Annotated in this window: 22 protein-coding genes; 7 read left to right on the top strand and 15 right to left on the bottom strand. The window is 74.4% G+C overall.

The window, feature by feature from the left end:
• Positions 1-204: 204 nt before the first annotated feature.
• From AOM03_RS02295 to AOM03_RS12605, 5 genes are all read right to left on the bottom strand, one after another.
• Entirely contained in the window at positions 205-768 is a 564-nt protein-coding gene (locus AOM03_RS02295; RefSeq protein ID WP_156157579.1) for a MerR family transcriptional regulator, read from the bottom strand.
• A gap of 74 nt (positions 769-842) precedes the next feature.
• A complete protein-coding gene (ftsR, locus tag AOM03_RS02290; protein WP_062377880.1) occupies positions 843-1,571 on the bottom strand; it encodes a transcriptional regulator FtsR in 729 nt (242 codons plus the stop codon).
• Between the two features lie 5 nt (positions 1,572-1,576).
• Positions 1,577-1,999, bottom strand: a complete 423-nt coding sequence (locus AOM03_RS02285; RefSeq protein WP_062377878.1) for an FHA domain-containing protein — start codon at positions 1,997-1,999, stop codon at positions 1,577-1,579.
• Complete coding sequence (locus tag AOM03_RS02280; protein ID WP_062377876.1) at positions 1,996-2,646, bottom strand: CDP-alcohol phosphatidyltransferase family protein; 651 nt, start codon at positions 2,644-2,646, stop codon at positions 1,996-1,998. The genes AOM03_RS02285 and AOM03_RS02280 overlap by 4 nt, the downstream gene beginning before the upstream one ends.
• A 20-nt stretch (positions 2,647-2,666) precedes the next feature.
• Positions 2,667-2,816, bottom strand: coding sequence for a hypothetical protein (locus AOM03_RS12605; protein ID WP_156157578.1), 150 nt, complete (start codon positions 2,814-2,816; stop codon positions 2,667-2,669).
• Positions 2,817-2,899: 83 nt separating this feature from the next.
• On the opposite strand from AOM03_RS12605, the gene AOM03_RS02275 reads away from it, so the two are divergent.
• The gene (locus AOM03_RS02275; protein ID WP_062377874.1) at positions 2,900-3,988 is read left to right on the top strand and encodes an NAD(P)-binding domain-containing protein; all 1,089 of its coding nucleotides are present in this window, start codon (positions 2,900-2,902) and stop codon (positions 3,986-3,988) included.
• 13 nt (positions 3,989-4,001) lie between these two features.
• Here AOM03_RS02275 and AOM03_RS02270 read toward each other — a convergent pair whose 3' ends face one another.
• Entirely contained in the window at positions 4,002-7,412 is a 3,411-nt protein-coding gene (locus AOM03_RS02270; RefSeq protein ID WP_062377872.1) for a proline dehydrogenase family protein, read from the bottom strand.
• 100 nt (positions 7,413-7,512) lie between these two features.
• Between AOM03_RS02270 and AOM03_RS02265 the strand changes: the two genes are divergently transcribed.
• Positions 7,513-8,397: a LysR family transcriptional regulator gene (locus AOM03_RS02265; protein ID WP_062377870.1), complete on the top strand. Its 885-nt coding sequence runs from the start codon at positions 7,513-7,515 to the stop codon at positions 8,395-8,397.
• Between the two features lie 58 nt (positions 8,398-8,455).
• Here AOM03_RS02265 and AOM03_RS02260 read toward each other — a convergent pair whose 3' ends face one another.
• Positions 8,456-9,259, bottom strand: a complete 804-nt coding sequence (locus AOM03_RS02260; protein WP_062377868.1) for an EI24 domain-containing protein — start codon at positions 9,257-9,259, stop codon at positions 8,456-8,458.
• 41 nt (positions 9,260-9,300) lie between these two features.
• Between AOM03_RS02260 and AOM03_RS02255 the strand changes: the two genes are divergently transcribed.
• A complete protein-coding gene (locus AOM03_RS02255) occupies positions 9,301-10,782 on the top strand; it encodes an amidohydrolase (RefSeq protein WP_062377866.1) in 1,482 nt (493 codons plus the stop codon).
• Between the two features lie 9 nt (positions 10,783-10,791).
• On the opposite strand, the gene AOM03_RS02250 is transcribed toward AOM03_RS02255, so the two are convergent.
• From AOM03_RS02250 to AOM03_RS02240, 3 genes are all read right to left on the bottom strand, one after another.
• The gene (locus AOM03_RS02250; RefSeq protein WP_062377864.1) at positions 10,792-11,220 is read right to left on the bottom strand and encodes an OsmC family peroxiredoxin; all 429 of its coding nucleotides are present in this window, start codon (positions 11,218-11,220) and stop codon (positions 10,792-10,794) included.
• A 110-nt stretch (positions 11,221-11,330) separates the two neighbouring features.
• Complete coding sequence (locus tag AOM03_RS02245; RefSeq protein ID WP_062377862.1) at positions 11,331-11,783, bottom strand: hypothetical protein; 453 nt, start codon at positions 11,781-11,783, stop codon at positions 11,331-11,333.
• 107 nt (positions 11,784-11,890) lie between these two features.
• On the bottom strand, positions 11,891-12,739 hold the full coding sequence (locus tag AOM03_RS02240; RefSeq protein WP_062377860.1) for a Cof-type HAD-IIB family hydrolase: 849 nt from the start codon (positions 12,737-12,739) through the stop codon (positions 11,891-11,893).
• A gap of 129 nt (positions 12,740-12,868) precedes the next feature.
• Here AOM03_RS02240 and AOM03_RS02235 point away from each other — a divergent pair, with 129 nt between their 5' ends.
• On the top strand, positions 12,869-13,945 hold the full coding sequence (locus AOM03_RS02235; RefSeq protein ID WP_062377858.1) for an excalibur calcium-binding domain-containing protein: 1,077 nt from the start codon (positions 12,869-12,871) through the stop codon (positions 13,943-13,945).
• 31 nt (positions 13,946-13,976) lie between these two features.
• Here AOM03_RS02235 and AOM03_RS02230 read toward each other — a convergent pair whose 3' ends face one another.
• Positions 13,977-14,183 (bottom strand): hypothetical protein, encoded by a 207-nt coding sequence (locus AOM03_RS02230; RefSeq protein WP_062377856.1) that lies wholly within the window; start codon positions 14,181-14,183, stop codon positions 13,977-13,979.
• A 71-nt stretch (positions 14,184-14,254) separates the two neighbouring features.
• Between AOM03_RS02230 and AOM03_RS02225 the strand changes: the two genes are divergently transcribed.
• Together AOM03_RS02225 and AOM03_RS02220 are read left to right on the top strand one after the other, a co-directional pair.
• Positions 14,255-14,875 (top strand): alpha/beta hydrolase, encoded by a 621-nt coding sequence (locus AOM03_RS02225; protein ID WP_062377854.1) that lies wholly within the window; start codon positions 14,255-14,257, stop codon positions 14,873-14,875.
• 93 nt (positions 14,876-14,968) lie between these two features.
• Positions 14,969-16,351 (top strand): DUF2252 domain-containing protein, encoded by a 1,383-nt coding sequence (locus tag AOM03_RS02220; RefSeq protein WP_062377852.1) that lies wholly within the window; start codon positions 14,969-14,971, stop codon positions 16,349-16,351.
• Positions 16,352-16,391: 40 nt separating this feature from the next.
• Here AOM03_RS02220 and AOM03_RS02215 read toward each other — a convergent pair whose 3' ends face one another.
• Positions 16,392-17,291 (bottom strand): NUDIX domain-containing protein, encoded by a 900-nt coding sequence (locus AOM03_RS02215; protein ID WP_062377850.1) that lies wholly within the window; start codon positions 17,289-17,291, stop codon positions 16,392-16,394.
• Positions 17,288-18,580, bottom strand: coding sequence for a DUF2254 domain-containing protein (locus AOM03_RS02210; RefSeq protein WP_082092029.1), 1,293 nt, complete (start codon positions 18,578-18,580; stop codon positions 17,288-17,290). The genes AOM03_RS02215 and AOM03_RS02210 overlap by 4 nt, the downstream gene beginning before the upstream one ends.
• A 62-nt stretch (positions 18,581-18,642) precedes the next feature.
• Here AOM03_RS02210 and AOM03_RS02205 point away from each other — a divergent pair, with 62 nt between their 5' ends.
• A complete protein-coding gene (locus AOM03_RS02205; protein WP_062377846.1) occupies positions 18,643-19,122 on the top strand; it encodes a glutathione peroxidase in 480 nt (159 codons plus the stop codon).
• A gap of 281 nt (positions 19,123-19,403) precedes the next feature.
• Here the strand turns inward: AOM03_RS02205 and AOM03_RS02200 are convergent, their stop codons facing one another.
• Complete coding sequence (locus AOM03_RS02200; protein ID WP_082092028.1) at positions 19,404-21,353, bottom strand: acyl-CoA dehydrogenase family protein; 1,950 nt, start codon at positions 21,351-21,353, stop codon at positions 19,404-19,406.
• A 44-nt stretch (positions 21,354-21,397) separates the two neighbouring features.
• On the bottom strand, positions 21,398-22,030 hold the full coding sequence (locus AOM03_RS02195) for a TetR/AcrR family transcriptional regulator (protein WP_062377844.1): 633 nt from the start codon (positions 22,028-22,030) through the stop codon (positions 21,398-21,400).
• Between the last annotated feature and the right edge of the window lie 71 nt (positions 22,031-22,101).

Genomic DNA, 22,101 nt, shown 5'->3' with positions numbered 1-22,101 from the left:
ACGCTCATACTAGGGAGACGCACGGCGGCGGCATAACGTTGGTTGCCAACCCGTAACCGCCCTGTGATCAGGCGTGATGGAGGGGGATCCGCGTGACGCACCGGGACCAGCGCGAGGCACGGGGCCGCGATCATGGGTGGCGCGGGCGCAGGCGCGCGCGGCGCCGGCCGGTCACCCGACCGACCCGGCTCCGGCCGTCGAGCCCTAGCCGGCCTGGGTGCGGCGCTCGCGGCGCGCGGCGAGCTCGTCGACCTGCGGAGTGGCCGGAGCATCGGCCCGGTCCGCGGGGAGGGAGGCCAGCGAGCCCTCGAGCTCGCGCCAGACCCGCCCGAGGGCGATGCCGAAGACGCCCTGGCCGCCCTGGACCAGGTCGATGACCTCGTCGTCCGAGGTGCACTCGTACACGGAGGCGCCGTCGGACATGAGGGTGATGCCGGAGAGGTCGTCGATGCCGCGCTCGCGCAGGTGGCTGACGGCGGTGCGGATCTGCTGGAGCGAGACGCCGGAGTCGAGCAGTCGCTTGACCACGCGCAGGACCAGGATGTCGCGGAAGCCGTACAGGCGCTGCGTGCCGGATCCGGTCGCGCCGCGCACGGTGGGCTCGACCAGGCCGGTGCGCGCCCAGTAGTCGAGCTGGCGGTACGTGATGCCCGCGGCCTTGCACGCCGTCGGGCCGCGGTAGCCGGCGTGCTCGTCGAGCGGGGGCAGGCCGTCGTCGAAGAGGATGCCCTGATCGGAGGGGGCGGGACGACCCGTGGTGTCCGACATTCTTCCTCCTACCTTCGACCTGTGGTTCAACGTTAGCGGTGCGGCGGCGCGTCGGGCAACGACACGCGCGGGAACTATCCTCCCACTCCGCGGCGCACTGTGGCGGAGAACACGGCGATGGCGGCCTCGGCGAAGTCGTGGGCGTGGGCCTCCGCCTCTCCCCCGGCCTTGCGGCGCAGGGGCGCGGCGGCCTGCGTGGCGCGATCCGCCTCCCGTCGGGCGGACAGCGTGAGGGTGCGCAGCGCGCGCACGTCGCCGCCGGCCGCCAGGTACGCAGAGGCCGCGACCACGATGTCCACCGTGCCCGGCTCGAAGCCGCCGGGCACCGTCGGAGCGATGATGCCCGCCTCGACGAGCGCGGCGAGCACCTCCTCCGAAACTCCCCCACGCTCGGCGAGCGCGGCGGCTCCCACGTAGTCGTCGGGCGCGTCCGCGATCTCCGTGAGCGTCACCGGCTCGTGCAGGCGGCCCTCGTCGAGCGCGGCGAGCTGGTCCTTGATGACGGTGAGCGGCCGGTAGTGGTCGCGCTGCTGTCGCAGCACGAAGCGCACGCGCTCGACGTCGGCCGGCGAGTACTGGCGGTACCCGGAGCCGGTGCGCTGCGGGCACACCAGTCCGTGAGCGTCGAGGAAGCGCAGCTTGGAGGCGCTGAGCGTGGGGAACTGACTCTGGACGAGCGCCAGCACGTCGCTCACGCGCAGCATGGGCTCGTGGGACAGCGCGTGCGGCCAGGTCCCGCCCGGGGCGAGCGCCTCGAGGGGCGCGGCCTCGGGCAGGTCCTCGCGTCGCGCGGCCCGCGCCATGCGGCCTAGGCCTGGGAGCCCGGGTAGAACGTGAGCCGGTACTTGCCGATCTGCACCTCGTCGCCCGCGTGCAGCGGGGACTCGGCGACGCTCTGGCGGTTGACGTAGGTCCCATTGAGGGAGCCCAGGTCCTTGACGGAGAACTGCGTGCCGGCACGCAGGAACTGCGCGTGCTCGCGGCTCACGGTGACGTCGTCGAGGAAGATGTCGGACCGCACCGAGCGGCCGACCGTGGTCACGTCGACGTCGAGCAGGAAGCGCGCGCCCAGGTTGGGGCCGTGGTGCACGATCAGCAACGCGTGGTCGGGGCCGAGCGCCTCGACCGCGGCGTGATCCTGCGGGCCGAGCCGGACGGGAACCGACTCGTCGACGTGGCCCACCGAGTCGAGCGACATGGTGCGCTCGACGGGGCTCTCGTCATAGGTCATGACGCCTCCTGTTCATGCTGTTGCCCCTCATCGTAGGCCCGTCCGGGGCTCTCGCCGAACCCCCCGCGCCGGGATCTGCGGATGATGTCGCGCACATAGCCGATGCCGGAGATCCAGTAGAGGACCGCGGCCACGGCGGCGCCGATGATCGTGACCGTGTGGAACGTGTCCCAGCGGTCGAAGGCGAGGTAGGCCAGGGGCAGCGAGACGTAGAGTCCGAACGTCGCCGCCTTGCCGGTGAAGGTGACCTGGGGCGACTCGATGTGGTGGCGGTGGGAGTGCACCAGCGCGATCGCCACGACCAGGTCGCGGACGAGCAGCACCGCCACGAGCCACCACGGGACGATGCCCCGGGCGGCGAGGCCGAGCACCACCACCACCGTGAGGAGCCGGTCCGCGGCGGGGTCGAGCAGGCGGCCGATGCGCGAGACCTGGTTCCACCGGCGCGCGAGCCACCCATCGAGGAAGTCGCTGAAGCCGGCCAGCATGAGCGCGATGATCGCCCAGGTGTCCTGGCGGGCGGCGAGCAGCGCGCCGAAGACCACGATGAGGACGATGCGCAACGCCGAGATCGCGTTAGGCACCGTCCACACGGCGTCGACGGGGCGCCCGTCGAGGCCCTCCTGGCCGTCCCTCTGCGCAGTCACGGGGGCCAGTCTAGGGTGCGTCAGTCGTTCGGTTCGGCGTCCTTGACCTTGTCGACGGTCTCGGCCGCGATGCGCGCGGCCTCGTCCTCGCTCGCGCCCCGGGCGAGCTCCCGCGCGCGGATCTGCTCGAACTTGTAGTGGCGGGTGTCCCGCACGGTCTCGTCTGCCATGACGCACCTCCTGCGACCAGCCTAGGCCGATGCCCGGCGCGGTGCTACCCGGCCACGCCGGGATCGCGCCCTAGAGTTGGCCCATGCCCGTGCCGCCCTCCGTCGACGTCGTCGTCATCGGGGCGGGGCAGGCCGGTCTGGCCGTCGCCCACCATCTCGCCCGACGCGGCGTGACGACCGGGGAGAGGCTCGTGGTGCTCGACGCCGAGGCCGACGCCGGCGGCGCCTGGCGCCACCGTTGGAGCACGCTCACCCTGGGCGGCGCGCACCGGATCCACGACCTGCCGGGGATGCGCGACACGGGGCTGAGCTTCGACGATGCGCCCGCGGACCGCCCCGCGAACGACGTGGTGCCCGCGTACTTCCGGGCCTACGAGGACACGCACCGGCTCGCGGTGGTGCGACCGGCGCGGGTGACCTCCGTGACGCGCGAGGGCGACCGGTACGTGCTCGAGTGCGCACCCGGCGGCCCGGTGCCGCGGCTCGAGGCCCGCGTGGTGGTCTCCGCCACGGGGACGTGGACCAGCCCGCGGATCCCGTTCGTCGACGGCCGCGACCGCTATCGGGGCCGGCAGTACGCCACGCCGGACTACCCGGGCGCCGAGGCGTTCGCGGGCCTGCGCGTCGCCGTCGTGGGCGGCGGCACCTCGGCGCTGACCTTCCTCGACGAGGTCGGAGACGTCGCGGCATCGACGCTCTGGTTCACGCGGCGCCGCCCGGTCTTCCACGACGAGGAGGTCGACCTGTCCCCCGACCGGGGCCGCGTCGCCGTCTCGATCCAGGACGAGGCCGCCCGTGCCGGTCGGCCCCTGCCGTCGATCGTGTCCGTGACGGGACTGCCGTCGTCGCCGCTCGTGAGGTCGCTGCGGGAGCGGGGGCTGCTCGAGCGCCTGCCCATGTTCACGGAGATGACCGACCACGGGCTGGTCACCGCGGACGGCGACCAGCTCGAGATCGACGCGGTGATCTGGGCCACCGGCTTCCGGCCCGAGCTGCGCCACCTCGCCCCGCTGGACGTCGTGGGCGAGGCGGGCGGCGTCGAGGTGGTCGACGGCCGCGTCGCGGCCCAGCCCGGCCTGTTCCTGGCCGGCTACGGCCCCCAGGCGAGCACCATCTCCGCCAACCGGGCCGCGCGGTCGACCGCGCGTCAGGTGCTCGAGCTGCTCGGCTGACCCGGCGCCCTTCTCAGCCGAGTCCCTCCACCACCGCATCGGCCACGGCCCACGGGGTGCCGTACCGGTGCGCCGTGACGGCCACCGCCTGCTCGTGGAGGAACGGGGGCAGCTCGACCTCGGCCGCACCCGTGACGGGCTGGTCGTAGACCGCGAGGTCGACCGACTGCGCCACCGCCTCCCCGACCGCGCGCACGCGGGCGCCCAGCGTGCCCCGCAGCCGCGCGGTCATGGCGTCCACGGTCTCGACCGTGACCACCAGCCCGGCGGCGTCCAGCGCCTCGCGGACCACCGCCGGCGGCTCCTGCCCGCACGACACGCCCCCGACTCCCCCGGCGCGCACCCGCGCCGCGGCCGCGCGGAGCAGCGCGTCGGCGTCGTGGCCGTCCCAGCGGATCTCGGTGGGCGCCGGCACGTGGCGGAGCACGTCGCGCTCGGCGGCCATGCTGCTGCGGTCGCGCGGCGCGAAGCGCTCCTCCCAGCACGCCGCGTCGCGCTCCGCCGCGGTCCGCACCCAGGGTGCGGCGCCGGCGACGAGCGCCTCGACGCGAGGGTCGAGGGCCCGGCCCCACGCCCCGCCGGACCCGGGAGCCCCGGTCTCCCCCGCATCGTCCGCCCGCTCCCAGCCGGTGAGCGCGAGCAGCGCGGCGGGGCCGCCGGCCTTGGCGGCGGGACCCACGACCGAGCGCTTCCAGCCGCCGAACGGCTGGCGCTGCACGATCGCGCCGGTGATGCCGCGGTTGACGTAGAGGTTGCCGGCCTCGATGGTGTCGGTCCACCGGGCGATCTCGTCGGCGTCGAGCGCGTGGATGCCGGCGGTGAGGCCGTAGTCGACGGCGTTGGCGAGCGCGATCGCCTCGTCGAGCGTCGCGGCCTCCATGAGGCCCAGCACGGGCCCGAAGCACTCGGTGAGGTGGAACCACGATCCCGGTCGCACCCCGCGGCGGACGCCGGGCGACCACAGCCGGTCGCCGTCGAGCAGCGCCGGCTCGACCAGCCACTCCTCGCCGTCCTCGAGGGTGGTGAGGGCGCGCTCGAGCTTGCCCCGGGCGGGCTCGATGATGGGGCCCACCTGGGTGCGCGGGTCGCTCGCCGGTCCCACGCGCATCGAGCGCACGGCGTCCTCGAGTTGCGTGAGGAAGCGGCGCGAGCGGGCGACGGGGCCCACGAGGATGGCGAGCGACGCCGCGGAGCACTTCTGGCCCGCGTGGCCGAAGGCGGACTGCGCGAGGTCGCGGGCCGCGAGGTCGAGGTCGGCGCTCGGGGTGACGATGAGCGCGTTCTTGCCCGACGTCTCCGCGAGCAGGCGCACGCCCGGCCGGATGCGGTGGAACAGCGACGCCGTCTCGTAGCCGCCGGTGAGCACGATCTGCTCGACGTCCGGGTGCGACACGAGGGCCGCGCCCGTGGCCTCGGGGTCCAGGTGGACCAGGCGCAGCGCGTCGCGTGGCACGCCCGCCTCCCACAGGATCTCCGCGACGAGCGAGCCGCAGCGGGGCGACTGCTCGGCGGGCTTGAACACCACCGCCGAGCCGGCGGCGAGCGCCGCCATCGCGGATCCCGCCGGGATCGCGACGGGGAAGTTCCACGGCGGAGTGACGAGCGTGACGTCGCGCGGGACCTGGCGGGCTCCCTGGTAGGTCGCCAGTTCGCGGGCGCGGGCCGCGTAGTAGCGGGCGAAGTCGACGGCCTCGGAGACCTCGGGGTCGGCCTGGTCGAGCGTCTTGCCCGCCTCCGCGGCCATCACCTCGAGCAGGTCGCCGCGGCGGGCCTCGAGCCGGTCGGCGACCTGCTCCAGCACTCGCGCCCGCCCCTCGGGTCCGCGCGCCTGCCACCCGGCGGCGCCGGCCTTCGCGGCGGCCACCTCGGCCCGTACCCCGTCCTCGGTCTCGACCCAGTGCTCGGTGAGCGCGGCCACCCCGAGGGACGATGCGCGGGATCGGGCCAGCGCGGCCCGTCCGGCCCGCCGCTGCTCCACGACGGCGGGGTCGGAGTCGGGCTGGTTGCGGAAGTCCACGGCCGCGGGCAGCGGCTCGCCCCGGTGCCGCGCGGGGACCGGGAAGGCCGCGCCCACCCCGGACCGCGCATCGTTCCCCGTCTGGGCGAGGGACCGCCGGAAGCGGGCCTCCTCGCGTGCGAAGGCGTCGGGGTCGGACCCGAGCCGGTGCAGCGACGCGACGATGTTCGCGGGGTTCGCGACCTCCTCGAGGCGGCGCACCAGGTAGGCCAGCGCGACGTCGAACTCCTGGGGGTGGACCACGGGTGTGTACAGGCGGATGGGGCCCGCGTCCTCGGCGACCGCCCGCGCGAGCGGCGCGGCCATGCCCAGGAGCATCTCCACGTCGACGTGCTCGGCGCAGCCGCGCTCCTGCGCGGTGAGGAGGGCGTGCGCGATGTCGAACAGGTTGTGGCCGGCGACCCCCACCCGGACCGATGCGGTGCTCTCCGGGGTGAGGGCGGCGTCGACCAGGCGCTTGTAGTGGGCGTCGGACTCCTCCTTCGAGCCCCAGGTGGCCAGCGGCCAGCCGTGCAGCTCCGCGTCGACGCGCTCCATCGACAGGTTCGCGCCCTTGACCAGGCGCACCTTGATGGGCGCGCCGCCGGTCGCGACGCGGGCGGCGGACCACGCCTGGAGACGATGCAGGGCGCCCAGCGCGTCGGGCAGGTACGCCTGGAGGACGATGCCGGCGGTGAGCCCGAGGTGCTCGGGACGGCTCAGGACGTTCTCGAAGACGTCGAGGGTGAGCTCGAGGTCGCGGTACTCCTCCATGTCGAGGTTGACGAACGTGCCGGTGCGCCCGGCCGCGTCGTACAGCGGCGCGAGGCGGTCCGCGATGGCGGCCGCGGTCTCCTCGACCGACCACGCGGAGTGCGGCGCGACCGCCGCCGAGACCTTGAGGGAGACGTAGTCGACGTCCGGGCGCTCGATGAGCGCGAGCGTGCGCGCCAGGCGTCGGTCCGCCTCCTGGGCGCCCAGCACGGCCTCGCCGAGGAGGTTGAGGTTGAGGCGGTCTCCCCCGGAACGCAGGCGCTTTAGCGCGCCGCCCAGGCGCCGCTCGGAGGCGTCGACGATCAGGTGGCCCACCATCTGACGCACCGTCGCGCGGCACACGCCCACGACGAGGCCGGGCAGCGGGACCGAGGCGAGCGCGCCCACGCGCAGGGCCGCCCGCTGGTATGCGGGCAGGAAGGCGTGATCCGACTCCACCGTGCGCCGCAGCCCGCGCGCCGCCTCCCGGGCGTCCTCGGGCCTCACCACCGCGTCGACGAAGCCCGTGAGGAAGCTCAGCCCCTGGGGCGCCTCGAGCAGCCGCGCGAGCATGGCCGCGCGCCCGTCCGTGGGAGTCCCGGCCGCCTCGTCGAGCCAGCGGCGAACCATCGCCACGGTCGCGTCGGCGGTGTGCTGCGGTGCGGTGATCGTCATGCGCGTCCTCTCGGTCAGGTCTACAGTGTCGACACGCCATCCATCCAGCACCAGCGCGGATTACTGTCGATTTTCATGAAGCACTGCTAAACATTGATCCATGCTCGACCTCACCCGGCTGGCCACCCTCCGCGAGTTCGGCATGCGCGGCACCGTCGCCGCGACCGCCCAGGCGCTCGGGTACTCCCCCTCGGCGGTCTCGCAGCAGCTGGCGGCGCTCGAGCGAGAGGCCGGGGTGCCCCTCACCGCACGGTCCGGGCGGGGACTGGTGCTCACCCCGGCGGGTCAGCGGCTGGTCGCGCGCGCCCACGACCTGCTGGCGACCATGGAGCTCGCCCAGGACGAGCTCACGAGCGCGGGAGGCAAGCCCTCCGGCACGGTCCGGGTGGCGGTGTTCCAGTCCGCCCTGCTCACGCTGCTGCCCGCGGCGCTGGACGAGCTGCGCACCGCCCACCCCCGGCTGCGGGTGCTCGCCGTCCAGAGCGAGCCCGCCGCCGCGCTCGCGGACGCCTGGGCCCGCGACTCCGACCTCGTGGTGGCCGAGGAGTACCCGCACCACTCGGCGCCCCACCATCCGGGCATCGTGCGGCGTCCGCTGCTGAGGGACCGCCTGCTCCTCGCGGTCGCGCCGGGGGCCGCCGCATCGTCGCTGCCCGCGCTGTCCCAGGCGCAGTGGATCATGGAGCCCGCCGGCACGGCGTCGCGCCACTTCGCGGAGCAGGCCTGCCGCACCGCGGGCTTCGAGCCGGACGTGCGCTTCGAGACTCCCGACCTGCAGGCGCACGTCGCGATGATTCGAGGGGGCCTCGCGGTCGGGTTCCTGCCCAGCCTCATGGCGGACCTGGCCGGACCGGACCTGAGCACGCTGCCGCTCCCCGGAGACCCGCACCGCACCGTCTTCACCGCCACCCGCGAGTCGAGCCGCCTGGATCCCGCGGTGGCCGCGGTGCGGGACGCGCTCGAGCGCACCGCGAGCGGCCGCTAGCCCCGCCCGTCCCCGGGCGGGACCGCCGCACCGCCCCCAAGCCCCGCATCGTCCCCCGTCACGCCGGATCCTCTCCCAGCACCCTGCGGACCAGGAGCGTCGCTCCGGCGACGGCCGCGGGCATGGCCACCACGGCGCCGAGCGGCACCAGGAAGGCGAGGAACGCCGCCGCGCCGAAGCCGCCCACCAGGACGCGGTGCGGCCGCAGCGCGGCGATGCGGTCCCGGCGCGCCACGATCCCGCGGCGGGCCATGGGGTACGCCGTGAGCTCGAGCGCGAGCAGCCGGCCGCCCACGATCGCCCCCGTCGCGGCGGCGGTGACGGTGCCGGCGACCGGGATCAGGCCGATGGCGAACAGCAGCGCGGACACGACGAGCGACACCGCGAGCGTGACGACACCCTCGCCCAGGCCGCGCGCGAGCGCGCGCCACCACGGCTCCTCGGGTGCCGGATCGACCCCGCCGGCGTCGTCGTCCACGCGCCGCGAGATCGCCTCGTACGCGGGCTGGCCCAGCGCGAGGGCGAGCGTGGTGAACGTGGTCACCGCGATCAGGGCCGCGCCGCCCACCAGCGCGATCGCGACGAGCGCGCCCAGCACTCCGTGCAGGTCCCCGTCCCCCACGAGGCGGTCGGCGGCCCAGTCGCCCACGTGCCCCGCCTCGGACACGATCGCGACCAGCGCCGCCGCCAGCAGCGCCAGGGTCGCCAGCGCGGGCAGCACGCCGATCGCCATGATCCGCGGCGAGCGCGACCACACCCGGAGCCCCCGCCACGCGAGCCCCGCGCCCGCCAGCGCCGCGCGCGGCCCGCTCGGCCCGCTCGGGCCGGGGCGCCCCGGGCCGCGGCCGCTGTCGTCGTTCATGCCGCGAGACTAATAGCCTGGCCGTCGGCGGAGGGGGGACCGTGGACGCGCGCGTGCTGCTGACCGATGCGCGACTTCCCGACGGCTCCGTCGCGGATGTCGCGCTCGGAGGGGGCAGGATCCTCGCGATCCGGCCCGCCGGCGCGGACCGACGGGGCACCGTCGACGCCATCGCCGGCACCACCGGCACCGCCGGCGCCGCGCGGGGCGCGAGCCCGCGGATCGTCGCGCTCGACGGCCGCTGGCTGCGGCCGGGGCTGTGGGACGCCCACGTGCACGTCGCGCAGTGGGCGCGCTCGCGCGGGCAGCTCGACGTGTCCGGCGCCGCCTCCGCCGCGGACGTGTGCGCCGCGCTGGCCGTCGCGCCCGAGGACGGCCCGCTGATCGCCGCGGGCTTCCGCTGGGCCGGATGGCCGTCGCCGCCCACGCTCGCCGCCCTCGACGCCGCCCGCGCGGCTCCCACGGTGGCGCTCAGCGGGGACCTGCACTCGGCCTGGGTGAACTCCGCGGCAGCCGCGGCGCTCCGGCTGCCGCGGGCGGGCCTGCTCGTGGAGGGCGACGCCTTCCTGGCCCAACGCCGCCTGGCCGGCATCGACCCCGACCCGATCCGCGGCGTCGACGGGGCCGCCCGCGCCGCGGCCACGCGCGGGGTCGTGGGCATCGTCGACCTCGAGTTCGCGGACAACGCGACCGCGTGGTCCGCGCGCGTCGCGGACGGCGTGGACCTGCTCCGCGTCGAGGCCGGCTTCTACCCCGACCTGCTCGACGCGCGCATCGCCGCGGGAGCGACCACCGGCGCGGACGTGCCCGGCACGCGAGGCCTGGTGCGCCACGGACCTCTCAAGGTGATCTCGGACGGGTCGCTGAACTCCCGCACCGCGCACTGCCTGGATCCCTACGACGACGGCAGTCGCGGGGTCCAGAACGTCGCGCCCGAGCAGCTCGCCGCGCTCCTGGCCCGCGCCCGGGCCGCCGGGATCCGCGCCGCGGTGCACGCGCTGGGCGACGCGGCCGTACGGATCGCCTTGGACGCCTTCGCAGCCACCGGTGCGCGCGGCACCATCGAGCACGCGCAGTTGATCGCCGACGCGGACCTGCCGCGCTTCGCCGCCCTGGGCGTCACCGCGAGCGTCCAGCCGGCCCACGCCCTCGACGACCGCGAGGTGGCGGCACGGCTGTGGCCGGGGCGCACGGGGCGGGCGTTCCCGCTGCGATCGCTGCTCGACGCGGGCGCGCGGGTCGCGCTGGGCTCCGATGCGCCGGTCGCGCCGCTGGATCCGTGGGTCGCGATCGCCGCCGCCGTGCATCGGGCGGACGGCGACGACGCACCCTGGCACCCCGAGCAGTCGCTCACGGTCGCCGAGGCGCTGGCGTGCTCGGCCCGCAGCCGCCTCGCGCCGGGAGGGCCCGCGGACCTGATCGCGCTGGACGCCGACCCCGTGATCGCGGACCGCGCCACCCTGCGCGCGATGCCGGTCGCCCTCACGCTGCTGGGCGGCCGGGTCACGCACGACGCCCGGTGAGCCCCGGCGCTAGTCCATCAGCGTCGCTCCCGACAGCGTGATCTCCACGCCGGCGAGCGCCTGCGACACCGGGCAGCCGTCCTTCGCGGCCGCGGCGATGCGCTGGAAGTCCTCGTCGGCGATGCCGGGGACCTTCGCCGCGACGGTCAGCACGGACGCGGTCACGCCGGTGCCCGGCACGAACGACACCTGGGCCGAGGTCTTGACCCAGGCCGGCGGGGTGCCGTTGCCCTCGAGCTCGTGCGTGAGCGCCATCGAGAAGCACGAGGAGTGCGCGGCGGCGAGCAGTTCCTCCGGCGTGGTCGCGCCGTCGACGCCCTCGGAGCGCGCCTTCCACGTCATGGAGAATTCGCCGGCGCCCGAGGCGAGCGCCACGCTCCCGCTGCCGCTCGCCAATCCGTCGCTCCACTGCGCATCGGCCCTGCTGGTGACTGCCATGGTCGCCTCCCCTGTCGCGCGGCGGGCTCACCCGCCGGGCGGGCGCGCGCCCGCCATGGGTGACACGCCCGCGGGTCGCCAGACATTCCCCGCCAGGGACGATGCAGGGATCAGGTCCGGACGGGACAGGAGTCCTCGCGGCGCACCCGGGCGACGAGCGCCCACCCGAGCAGGCCGATCGCGCCGACCGCGAGGTACGGCTGGATGGGCTCGAAGAACTGGATCGCGCCGGTGTACCCGAGCGCGAGCAGGACGAGCTTGTTGCAGACCGGGCAGCCCACCGCGAAGAATGTGACGAAGGCGCCCGCCATCCCCCACCGGCTCTCCCGCTCGGGGCGGGGCAGGTCCGGCGGCGCGACGTAGGTGGCCGCGAGCAGCCCCGCCAGCACCGCGGAGGCGGCGAGGGCCGCGTGGGACCACGAGGTGGGCGGGATCTCGCGGCCGAAGATCGGGGTGGGGATCAGCGCCGTCGGGATCGCGATGACCAGGTAGGTCGCGATCGCGGAGCCCGCGGCGACGAGCCATCGGCGCGCGGGCCAGGTGCGCAGCGAGGTGAGGAACATGCGGAGAGTATACCCATGGGGGTATGCCGCGGGGTGCGGCCGGCACGCCCTGCCCGCGACCCGCGGCACCGGGACCGGGACCGGGACCGGACCCCGCGGGCCCTTCCTCAGCCCTGCGGGTGCTCGAGCAGTCGCCTCAGCGTGCTGATGACCCCGGCGTCCTCGTTCGACGGCGCCCGGTACTGCGCGCGCTCCGCCACCTGCGGATGCGCGTTGGCCATGGCGAAGGACAGGTGGCCGGCGTCCATCATCTCGAGGTCGTTGAGGTAGTCGCCGAACACCACCGTCTGCGCGGGCGTCACTCCGAGGGATGCCTGCAGCGCGCGCACGGCGACCCCCTTGTTCACACCCCGGGCCATGATGTCGACCCAGTGGCGGTCGGAGACGACCACGCGCAGCGGACCGTCGAAGTCCGCCAGCGCCGGCGCCGTGTCGTGCGCGACGTCGCCGAAGTCGTAGATGGCCACCTTGAGGATGTCATCCTCGACCGCGAGCAGGTCGTCGACCACCTCGAGCGCCGCATAGTAGGGGCGCACCTTGCCCATGAACGGCTCGTCCGCGCGCTCCACGTAGGCCGAGCGCTTGCCGCAGACCACCGCGCCCACGTCGTGCCCGGCCGCGTGCCCCCGCACGGTTCGGACGATCCCCCGCATGGCCTCGAGAGGGATGGGGGACGACGACACCTCGTCGCCGCCCCGGCGCACGTAGGCGCCGTTCTCCGCGATGACGACGAGCCCGTCGCCCAACCGCGCGAACTGGCGCGCGAGCGTCGCGTACTGCCGGCCGCTCGCGGGCGCGAACATGATCCCGCGCCGCTCCATGCCGTCGATCAGCGGCCAGATCGCGTCCGGGACGGTCTTGGCCGCGTCCAGCAGCGTGCCGTCCATGTCGCACACGACCAGCCGGATGTCGTGCGGACCCTCCGGGACGTGGAAGGCGTCGTGGGCGTGGGTCATGGTGCCTCCTGGCGGGATGGGGGCGCGGGACGATGCGCTCTCAGGGTAGTCCCGGCGCGCTGCCCCGGTTTCTGGCCGGCCCGCTGGCACCATGGGTGACTCACCGAGAGCTGAGGGAGCCCGACCGTGATGGAACTTCTGCGCGCGCGCACGCTGCACACCCTGGTCGCCGCCGTGCTGGGAGCGACGCTGGTCGCGGGGTGCACCGAGCGCGCCGACGACGTCGCCCAGACGCAGCAGCCCGGCGACGTGCCGGCCGCGTCGCCCTCCGTGAGCCCCACCGCCGCCGCGGAGCCCGAGCTCGACTCGGACGCGGACGCGGACCTCGTCGAGGCCGCTGCCACCGAGGAGGCCGCGCCCGAGGCCTCGTCCCCCGCCTCCCCTGAGCCGGAGCCGAGCCCGGCCGCCGCGGGCACGGCGCGCGCGGCCGCCGAGGCGCTCACGGTGAAGGGCCGCGCCCCCAAGACCGGTTACGCCCGCGAGGAGTTCGGCTCGGGATGGGTGGACACCGACCGCAACGGCTGCGACACCCGCAACGACATGCTCGCGCTCCGTCTCGAGAACGTCGTCGCCGAGGGCACGTGCAAGGTCATGTCCGGCGACCTGCTCGACCCCTTCACGGGCGAGTGGATCGCGTTCGAGCGCGGCGGCGCCTCCGAGGTGGACATCGACCACCTGGTCGCCCTGTCCGATGCCTGGCAGAAGGGCGCCTTCCAGTGGGAGTACGCCCAGCGCGTCGCCTTCGCGAACGACCCGCTCAACCTCGAGCCCGTCGACGCCGGGCAGAACCGCTCCAAGGGCGATGGCGACGCGGCCACCTGGCTGCCCCCGAACAAGGACTTCCGCTGCCAGTACGTCGCGCGGCAGGTCGCCGTGAAGACCAAGTACGAGGTGTGGGTCACCCAGGCCGAGCTCGACGCCGTGCTCCGCGTCCTCGACACCTGCCCGGGCGAGCCCCTGCCCGACGAGGGCACCCACCCGGTGATCGCCGAGAACACCGGCGGGCCCGCACCCTCGGAGACCGCCGCATCGGCCCCCGTGGAGGCCGAGCCCGAGGAGACCAGCCAGGCCACCGCCCCCGCGGAGGACGTGTACTACGCCAACTGCACCGCGGTGCGGGAGGCCGGCGCGGCCCCGATCCACCGCGGCGAGCCCGGGTACCGCAAGGCGCTCGATCGCGACGGCGACGGCATCGGCTGCGAGTAGCGCGCCGGGCGGCCCGTCGGCGGGGCGAGCCTCAGAGGCTCGCGCGCCAGTGGAACTCGCCGCCCACGGCCTCGCCCATCGCCTTCATCGCGTTGGCGATGGTGGCCTGGTAGGTCCGCGACTCCTCGGTGGTCGCCTCTGCGGCCGCGGCGCGGGCACGGGCCTCGTGGTGCGCCAGATAGGCGACGATGCGCTCGCGCTCGATCGCGCGGCCCTGGTCGATCAGCTCCTTGGACACGTCGCTCCCCTTCCGACGCCGCCATCATGCCATGCACCTGGGCCGATGGTCCCGTGCGGGATACTGAGGGCGTGACCCTCACCGCCGTGCTCTCGCCCTCCTGGACATCCTCCCCCGCGGCCACCCCGCGCGTCGTGCTCCTGCACGGCTTCGGCTCGAACGAGCGGGACCTGCCGTCGCTCGCGGCGTGGCTGCCCGCCCACCTGCCCTGGGCGTCCGTGCGCGCGCCGCTCGAGATGGGCTACGGCGCCGCCGCGTGGTTCCCGCTCGACCCGTCGGGAGCGATGGACGAGCACGCCATCACCACCGCGACCGACGCGCTGTGGGACTGGATCGACGCCCACGTGCCGGACGAGGCGCCGGTCATCCCGGTGGGGTTCTCGCAGGGCGGCCTCATGGCCCTGCAGCTGCTGCGCACCCGGCCGGCACGGGTGCTCGCGCCGGTGGTCCTCGCCGGCTTCGTCGGCCGGGACCCGCAGCCGGCCGACGCCGAGCTCGCGACCTCGCGGCCGGCCGTCTTCTGGGGGCGCGGCGACGCGGATCCCGTGATCTGGCCCGACGCGATCGCGCGCACCCAGGAGTTCGTCGACGGCCACACGACGGTCACGGCCCGCCTTTACCCGGGCCTCGCGCACTCCGTCGCGCAGGAGGAGATGGACGACGTCAAGGCGTTCCTGCGCGCGCACATCTAGGGCGGCGCTCCCCTCGCAGGGGCGGATCCGGGCGGTCCCGCGCCTCACGCTCTCGCCGAGCCGCCGTCAGGGCCGCGCGCTAGCCTGAATCGCATGGCGAAGAACCGGTCTCCGGCGCCGGATGTGACGCCCGCCGTGCGCACGCGCGTGGATGTGGGCCGAGCGCACCGCGACGCGGTCCCCCTGGAGTCGCACGCGGAGCTCCCGGACGAGGCCGGCCGTCCCGAGGCCGTGGACCTGCTGGCGGCACAGGATGTCTCCCGCATCCCTCGGCTGGTGCCCATCCGGCACGCCCGCATGCGTGCCACGCCCTTCACCTTCTACCGCGGGGCGGCGGCCGTCATGGCGTCCGACCTCTCCCGAGGACCACGCACCGACATCGGCGTCCAGCTGTGCGGCGACGCCCACCTGTCGAACTTCGGCATCTTCAACGGGGCCGACCGGCGGCTGGTCTTCGACGTCAACGACTTCGACGAGACCGCTCCGGGTCCGTTCGAGTGGGACCTGAAGCGCCTGGCCGCGAGCGTCACCATCGCCGGCCGCAACAACGAGCTGTCGGCGAAGCAGAACCGCGCCGCGACCCGCGCGGTGACCCGCGGCTACCGTGAGGTCCTCGCGGCGACCCTGTCCATGAGTCCCCTCGACGTCCACTACTACCGCGTCGACGTGGCGAAGCTCGCCGCCGAGCAGGAGGAGCTGCGCAAGCGCTCGCGCCGAGCCATCGACAAGGCGACGCGCAAGGACAGCGTGCGCGCGCTCGGGAAGCTGACCGAGGTCGTGGACGGCAGGAGGCGCATCGTCGCCCGGCCCCCGCTCATCGTCCCGCTGGGGCACTCGATCGACGACGAGGGTGCGGACCGGGCACGGACCTTCTTCGAGCGCTATCGCCGCTCCCTGCCTCCGCACCGGGCGGCGGTGCTCGACCAGTACCGCTACGTCGACATCGCCCACAAGGTGGTCGGCGTCGGCAGCGTGGGAACACGGTGCCTGATCCTGCTGCTCGAGTCCGACCAGGGTGCCCCGCTCTTCCTGCAGTTCAAGGAGGCCACCCGGTCCGTTCTCGAACCGTACGCCGGGCCGAGCCGGTACCCGCGCGCCGGTGAACGCGTGGTGCGGGGACAGCGCCTCATGCAGTCCACGGGAGACATCCTGCTGGGCTGGTCCTACGCCGAGGACGGCGACGGCACCACGGACTTCTACTTCCGTCAGATGTGGGACGGCAAGGGCTCCGTCGACGTCGACCAGATGGGCCCGAAGCGACTGAAGCGGTACGCGGGGGCCTGCGGCGCCACCCTGGCGCTGGCCCACGCCCGCACCGGCGACGGCGCCGCGATCTTCGGCTACCTGGGCGACGACGACAACGCCGACGCGGTGTTCGCCGACTACGCCGAGCGCTACGCGGACCTCAACGAGCGCGACCATGCCGCCCACGAGGACGCGATCGCGGCCGGCCGCGTGGAGCTGGCGCAGGAGTAGGAGTGACGGGTGGGCGGCCGCCACGCTCGCCGGTCGGTAGTCAGTTCACTCGCTCCAGCAGGTCGAGCAGCCACCGCGCGCCCTCGGCCCTCACGTGAGGCACGCGTTCGCGCAAGCCGCGGTCCGAGGTGACCAGCACCACGGTCTCCCCCTCGTCGGCTCGGCGCGAGGCCTCGGCGGCGAGCGCATCGTCCCCGGCTCCGGGCGCCTCGAGGACGGTCACCGGCGGCGCGACCGCCGCCCCGCGCGCGCGGCCCTCGAGCACGAGCGTCACCTCCGGGTGCCACAGGTCGCCTTCGAGCCCCAGCGCCGATGCGGGCACGCCCGCCGTCACCAGGGCACCTAGACGGGCGGCCAGGCGGGCGGCCGCACCGGACCGGTCCCGCCACCACCCGTCGGGCACGGCGCCCACGACGTTCGCGGCGTCGACCACGAGGCGGGGACGGCGCGCGAGCATGGGGCGCAGCCGGGGCCAGGCCGCGCCGAATCCGGGGTGGAGAGGGAGGTCGTCGACGCGGTCGACGGGCACCCAGGCGAGCTCCTCGCTCTCGGCGTCGGCGAGCACGGGTTCGAAGGGCCGCGAGACCCGGGCCAGCACCGTGGTGTAACTCCACACCTCGCGGTCGACCACGACGGAGGCGAAGGGGTGCACGGCCGTCGCGGGCACTCCGGCCTCCTCGTCGGACTCGCGCAGGGCCGCCTGCGTGGCCGACTCGTCCCGGTGGCGCGCGCCGCCCGGCACGCCCCAGGTGCCGCCGTGATGGCTCCACGTGGCCCGGTGCTGGAGGAGGATCCGCCCCCCGTCGTCGCCGTCGTGATGGGCGAGCAGGCCCGCGGCGCCGTAGCGTCCCCAGTAGCGCTCCCCGCCGGGGCCCTCGACCCACGCGTCGGCCTCGTTGCGGGGCCGGCCGCCGCGCCAGTCGGGCGGAAGTCCGTTCATGCGTCGCCCCCTGCGTCCGCCTCGCCGCGGTCCCCGCGGCGCGCCTCGGCCGGCCCGTGGGCACGCGCCTCCTCGGCGGCCCGGGCCACCAGAGCGGCGTCGGCCTCGGACAGGGCGTCGGCCGCCCGCTCGACAGCGGCGCGCGAGGCGCGGCGCAGCGCGGAGGCAGATGGTGCATCGGCCACGGCCAGGAGACCGGCGATCACCCGCTGGATCCTCAACCCCACCTCGACCATCGCGGCCCCGTCGCGCGCGACGGGGCGGAAGGCGTCCTCGACCACGTCGGCGACGTCGACGCGGGGCACGTGCACGCCCCGGTGGCGGACCTCGGGGTCGGGTTCCGTCGTGAGCAGCACCGTCATGGCCCGCTGGAGCGACCCGAGCGTGTCGATCGCGGTGCCCGGGTCGTTGACCGCGGGCGAGAGCGCGCGGGAGGCGATCTCCGCCAGCGCGACGAATCCGAGCCGCGGGTCCTGCTCGTACGTGCGGTGGGCCTCCACCAGGAAGGCGTCGCGCACGGCGTCCTCCACCTCGGTGGAGGCGCGGCCCTCGATGAGGGCGAGGGGCGCGGCGGCGTCGGCGGGGCCGCCTGGCAGCGTGATCACGTGGATGAGGACGTCGTGCTCCCCCGCGAGCCGGGCCAGATCCTCCACGTGGACCGCCGTCACGAACCCGGAGCGGGTGCAGGTCACGGGCGTGCAGTGCGCGGGCGGATCCACCGGCGCCTCGCCGCCCAGGTGCGGGTGGCGGGCGGCCTCCCGGGCCGCGTCCGTCGCGGCGCGCTCGACGCGGTCGATCACGTCCGCCATCCGGCCGAACGTGGTGAGGTGCTGGATCCAGCGCAGCAGCGTGATGACCACGATCGCGATGACCACCAGCGCGCAGCCGTACAGGATGGTCCGGCCCGCGTGGCCGTAGTACTCGGTCGACAGGGCCCCGAGCCCGACGATCGCGAACACGAACGCGCCCAGGAAGGTCGACAGCGCGTTCTGCGAGGTGCGGTCGGCGACCAGCAGCTGCGTCGCGCGGGGCGTGGCCACCTGCGCCGCGGAGATGTACGCCTGGATCATGGCGGTCAGGGAGAAGGTGGTGACGGCCAGCATCGACGTCGCGAGGATCTGCAGGATGGTGGCGACGGCCTCCTGGCCCAGGTCGACGTCGATCTGCGGCAGCACCGGTTCCGCGATCCCGACGGCCAGCGCGATCGCCATCGCCGCCACCGTGAACAGTCCCGCGCGGAACCAGATCCGCTCGACGATGCGGGCCGCCGCCATCCGCCACGCGCTCATCGGTCCGTCCCCATGCCCCGATCATGCCCTGCCGCGGCCCGTGCGGGTGGGACACTGGGCGCATGACGACGCTGGCAGACTTCACCGCGACCGCGCTCGACGGCACCGAGCGCGACCTTTCCGAGCACCTGGGATCCGTGGTGCTCGTGGTCAACACCGCCACCGCCTGCGGCCTCACCCCGCAGTTCAAGGGACTCCAGGAGCTCCACGACGAGTTCGCCGCGCAGGGCCTGGTGGTGCTGGGCTTCCCTTGCGCGCAGTTCGCGAACCAGGAGCGCCGCGACGAGGAGCAGATCGGCGAGTTCTGCTCCGCCAACTACGGCGTGGAGTTCCCCATGTTCGCGCGGGTCGACGTCAACGGGCCCGACGCGCACCCCCTGTTCCGGTGGCTGCGCACCTCCAAGAAGGGGCTCGGCTCGAGCGCGATCAAGTGGAACTTCACCAAATTCCTGGTGGGTCGCGACGGCCGCGTCCTCAAGCGCTACGCGCCGACGACGGCGCCCTCCGCGATCGCCGAGGACATCCGGGCCGCGCTCGCGTAGCCACTTCTGGCGTCGATCGTCCAGCGGCGCGCGCGCCATCCACTGTTCGTTCGGGATGTAGCCCCCTGGTCGTTCGGGACGCTGAGAACCGCTCTTCGCGACCCGCTGCGCGTTGCGGGACACTCCGGACCGCTCGCGCGACGAGCGCACGGTCCTCACTGTCCCGTGGCGCGCATCGGACCCGGATCAGCGGTCCACACTGTCCCGGACCGGGGTGGGACCCGGGCGGGAGCGTCGCGGACCGGGCTTGACCCGGGGCCGATGCGCGGTGCAGTCGGGAATCAGTCCTCCAGCATCACCGTGCCCAGCCAGGACTCAGGAACGCCGAGCCCCTCGACCAGCGGCAGCGCGTGGGGACGGAGCTCGCGGCACAGCGAGTCGATCTGCGCGCCGATCGCCTTCGAGCGGCCGGCGGAGATGCGGTTGTGCTCGAGGTACCAGGCGCGGTCCTCGTGGATCGACTGGAGGGCGTAGAGGCTGCACAGGCGCTCGAGCACGCCGCGCGTCTCCTTGTCCTCGCAGGCGTCGATCGCGGCGATGAACGCGGAGAGGATGACCCGCTCCATGTGCGCCCGCGCCACGAACTGGACGTGCCCGCCCAGGCGGTTGAACGCCTCGAACTGGTCGCCCCGGCCCTTGCCCGCGGCCCGCATGCGACGGCCGAGCGACTCGAGCGAGTGGTGGGCGCGCTCCTCGAACATGAGCGCGTGCCAGCCGCGGTCGACCAGGGTGGTCTCCTCGGCGCGGCCCCGCACCGCGTTGGCGAGCCGGTCGAGCAGCGGCCCGGCGGCCGTGCGCTCCATGACGGTCTCCCCCGCCACACGGGCGCTCGCCTGCACCAGGCCGCCGCGGTCCAGCGCGCTCCACGACTGCTTGAGGTCGGTGAGCAGGGCCTTCGCCACCAGCTGCATGAGCACCGTGTTGTCGCCCTCGAAGGTCGCGAAGATGTCGACGTCGCGACGCATCTCCGTGATCCGGTTCTCGGACATGTAGCCGGCACCGCCGCACGCCTCGCGCGCCGCCTGCAGCGTGTCGTTGGCGAACCACGTCTGCATCGACTTGAGCCCGGCCGCGAGGGTCTCGAGGTCGCGCTGCTCGCGGTCGGTGTACTCGCCGCCACCCTGGATGCGCACCAGGTCCGCGACCAGCTCGTCCTGCGCGAAGCCCAGGGCGTAGGAGCGCGCGATGCGCGGCAGCAGCCGCTTCTGGTGCACCGAGTAGTCGAGCAGCAGCACGCCGTCGGGCCGGCCCGCGGCCGGGAACTGGCGCCGCTGCAGCGCGTACCGGGTCGCGATCGAGAGCGCCCGGCGTGCGGCGATGGCGCCCGCACCACCCACGCACACGCGGCCGCGCACCAGCGTGCCCAGCATGGTGAAGAAGCGCGCGTTCTGGTTCTTGATGGGCGAGCGGTACGTGCCGTCCTCGCCCACGCCGCCGAAGCGGTCGAGCAGCCAGGTGCGGGGCACGCGCACGTGGTCGAACACGATGGTGCCGTTGTCGATGCCCAGCAGGCCGCCCTTGTGACCGTGATCCCCGGTGGTGACGCCGGGCAGGTCGTTGCCCTCGCCGTCGCGGATGGGGACCAGGATGGTGTGGACGCCGTGACGCTCGCCGTCGACGATGAGCTGGCCGAACACCGCCGCCATGGTCCCGTGCTTGGCCGCATTGCCCAGGTACGCCTTCTTCGAGCCCGGCGTGGGCGAGTCGACCTCGTACTCGTCGGTCTCGGGGACGTAGGTGATGGTCGTCTCGACGTTCATGACGTCGGAGCCGTGGCCCATCTCCGTCATCGCGAACGCGCCCAGCAGGGACATGTCGCACACCCCGGGGAGGAACGTGTCGTGATGCCAGTCGTTGCCCAGGTTGGTGATCGCGCCGCCGAAGAGCCCGAACTGCACGCCCGACTTGATCGTGGTCGACAGGTCGCCGTGCGCGAGCATCTCGAAGGTCACCACCGCGGCCAGCGGGTCGGCGGGGGCCCCGGCGCGCTCGGGCACTCCCGAGGACCCGAAGCCGGCCCCGGCCACCTCCACCAGGCGCTCGAGCGTCCACTCGCGGGCCTCATGCATGCCCATCTCGGGGTCGCGGTGGAGGTTCTCGGACGGGAAGGTGGCGCGGGCGACGGCTCGCTCCGCGGCGAAGCGGCCGTCCAGCGCGGTGCGCAGGCGGCTGCCCAGGGTCGTGAGGCGCTCCTCGGCGAGCGGGGAGGCACCGTGGTCGGTCAACGTCATCGTTGCTCCTTCGGGTTGGGGACTGCCGGGTGGTTACTGCGGTACTACGTGTCGCCGGTCATCGCTCCCGCGAATCCCGGGGTGAAGACACTGGAGATGTGCTGGACCACCTGCGCGCGCGGCGGCCGCTCGGGCGACGCCATCCAGTGGTCCGCGGCCGCGCGGATGAAGCCCGTGAGCCCGTGCCCCCACGTGGTCGCGACCGTGTCGTCGAGCCCGCGAGCGGCCAGGTGGCCGGCGATCGCGGCGGTGACGTGGTTGCCGATCATGTCCACCAGGGACACGGTGGCGTCCGTCTCGGGGGACGATGCGGTGGCCGGGCGGGCGAGGACGAACCGGTAGATCTCGGGGTCGCGTTCGACGAGGCCCAGGTAGGCGTCGGCGAGGTCCGCGACCAGCTTGCCCAGGTCCGCGGCGTCGGCGAGCAGGAGCCGCTCCGAGATGCGCGCGTGGATGTAGTCGTGCACCGACTCGACGACGGCCGCGTAGAGGCCGGCGCGGTCCCCGAAGTGCCGGTAGATCACGGTCTTCGAGGTGCCCGCCCGGACGGCGATCTCCTCCATGCCCACCCCGGCGCCCTGGCTCCGGATGGCCCGCAGCGCGTGCGACACGAGCTCGCGCCGGCGGTCCTGCCGGTGCTGCTCCCAGCGCGTGTCGCGACCGTCGGAAGTGGCCATATCCGGACACTACCCGATACTCGGGGTATCTGCTACGTTCGGTATCGGCTAGTCCCCTCAACGTCCCCGGA

The sequence above is a fragment of the Demequina pelophila genome (assembly GCF_000971175.1).
GTDB classification, from domain to species: domain Bacteria; phylum Actinomycetota; class Actinomycetes; order Actinomycetales; family Demequinaceae; genus Demequina; species Demequina pelophila.
Note: the sequence above shows the minus strand (reverse complement) of the source record. Positions and strands in the feature narration are given on the sequence as shown.

Bases quoted from the DNA above. Each gene is read 5' to 3' on its own strand.
- AOM03_RS02295 (WP_156157579.1), bottom strand. From the start codon at position 768: ATGTCGGACACCACGGGTCGTCCCGCCCCCTCCGATCAGGGCATCCTC.
- ftsR (WP_062377880.1), bottom strand. From the start codon at position 1,571: ATGGCGCGGGCCGCGCGACGCGAGGACCTGCCCGAGGCCGCGCCCCTC.
- AOM03_RS02285 (WP_062377878.1), bottom strand. From the start codon at position 1,999: ATGACCTATGACGAGAGCCCCGTCGAGCGCACCATGTCGCTCGACTCG.
- AOM03_RS12605 (WP_156157578.1), bottom strand. From the start codon at position 2,816: ATGGCAGACGAGACCGTGCGGGACACCCGCCACTACAAGTTCGAGCAG.
- AOM03_RS02275 (WP_062377874.1), top strand. From the start codon at position 2,900: ATGCCCGTGCCGCCCTCCGTCGACGTCGTCGTCATCGGGGCGGGGCAG.
- AOM03_RS02270 (WP_062377872.1), bottom strand. From the start codon at position 7,412: ATGACGATCACCGCACCGCAGCACACCGCCGACGCGACCGTGGCGATG.
- AOM03_RS02265 (WP_062377870.1), top strand. From the start codon at position 7,513: ATGCTCGACCTCACCCGGCTGGCCACCCTCCGCGAGTTCGGCATGCGC.
- AOM03_RS02260 (WP_062377868.1), bottom strand. From the start codon at position 9,259: ATGAACGACGACAGCGGCCGCGGCCCGGGGCGCCCCGGCCCGAGCGGG.
- AOM03_RS02250 (WP_062377864.1), bottom strand. From the start codon at position 11,220: ATGGCAGTCACCAGCAGGGCCGATGCGCAGTGGAGCGACGGATTGGCG.
- AOM03_RS02245 (WP_062377862.1), bottom strand. From the start codon at position 11,783: ATGTTCCTCACCTCGCTGCGCACCTGGCCCGCGCGCCGATGGCTCGTC.
- AOM03_RS02240 (WP_062377860.1), bottom strand. From the start codon at position 12,739: ATGACCCACGCCCACGACGCCTTCCACGTCCCGGAGGGTCCGCACGAC.
- AOM03_RS02235 (WP_062377858.1), top strand. From the start codon at position 12,869: ATGGAACTTCTGCGCGCGCGCACGCTGCACACCCTGGTCGCCGCCGTG.
- AOM03_RS02220 (WP_062377852.1), top strand. From the start codon at position 14,969: ATGGCGAAGAACCGGTCTCCGGCGCCGGATGTGACGCCCGCCGTGCGC.
- AOM03_RS02215 (WP_062377850.1), bottom strand. From the start codon at position 17,291: ATGAACGGACTTCCGCCCGACTGGCGCGGCGGCCGGCCCCGCAACGAG.
- AOM03_RS02210 (WP_082092029.1), bottom strand. From the start codon at position 18,580: ATGAGCGCGTGGCGGATGGCGGCGGCCCGCATCGTCGAGCGGATCTGG.
- AOM03_RS02205 (WP_062377846.1), top strand. From the start codon at position 18,643: ATGACGACGCTGGCAGACTTCACCGCGACCGCGCTCGACGGCACCGAG.
- AOM03_RS02200 (WP_082092028.1), bottom strand. From the start codon at position 21,353: ATGACGTTGACCGACCACGGTGCCTCCCCGCTCGCCGAGGAGCGCCTC.
- AOM03_RS02195 (WP_062377844.1), bottom strand. From the start codon at position 22,030: ATGGCCACTTCCGACGGTCGCGACACGCGCTGGGAGCAGCACCGGCAG.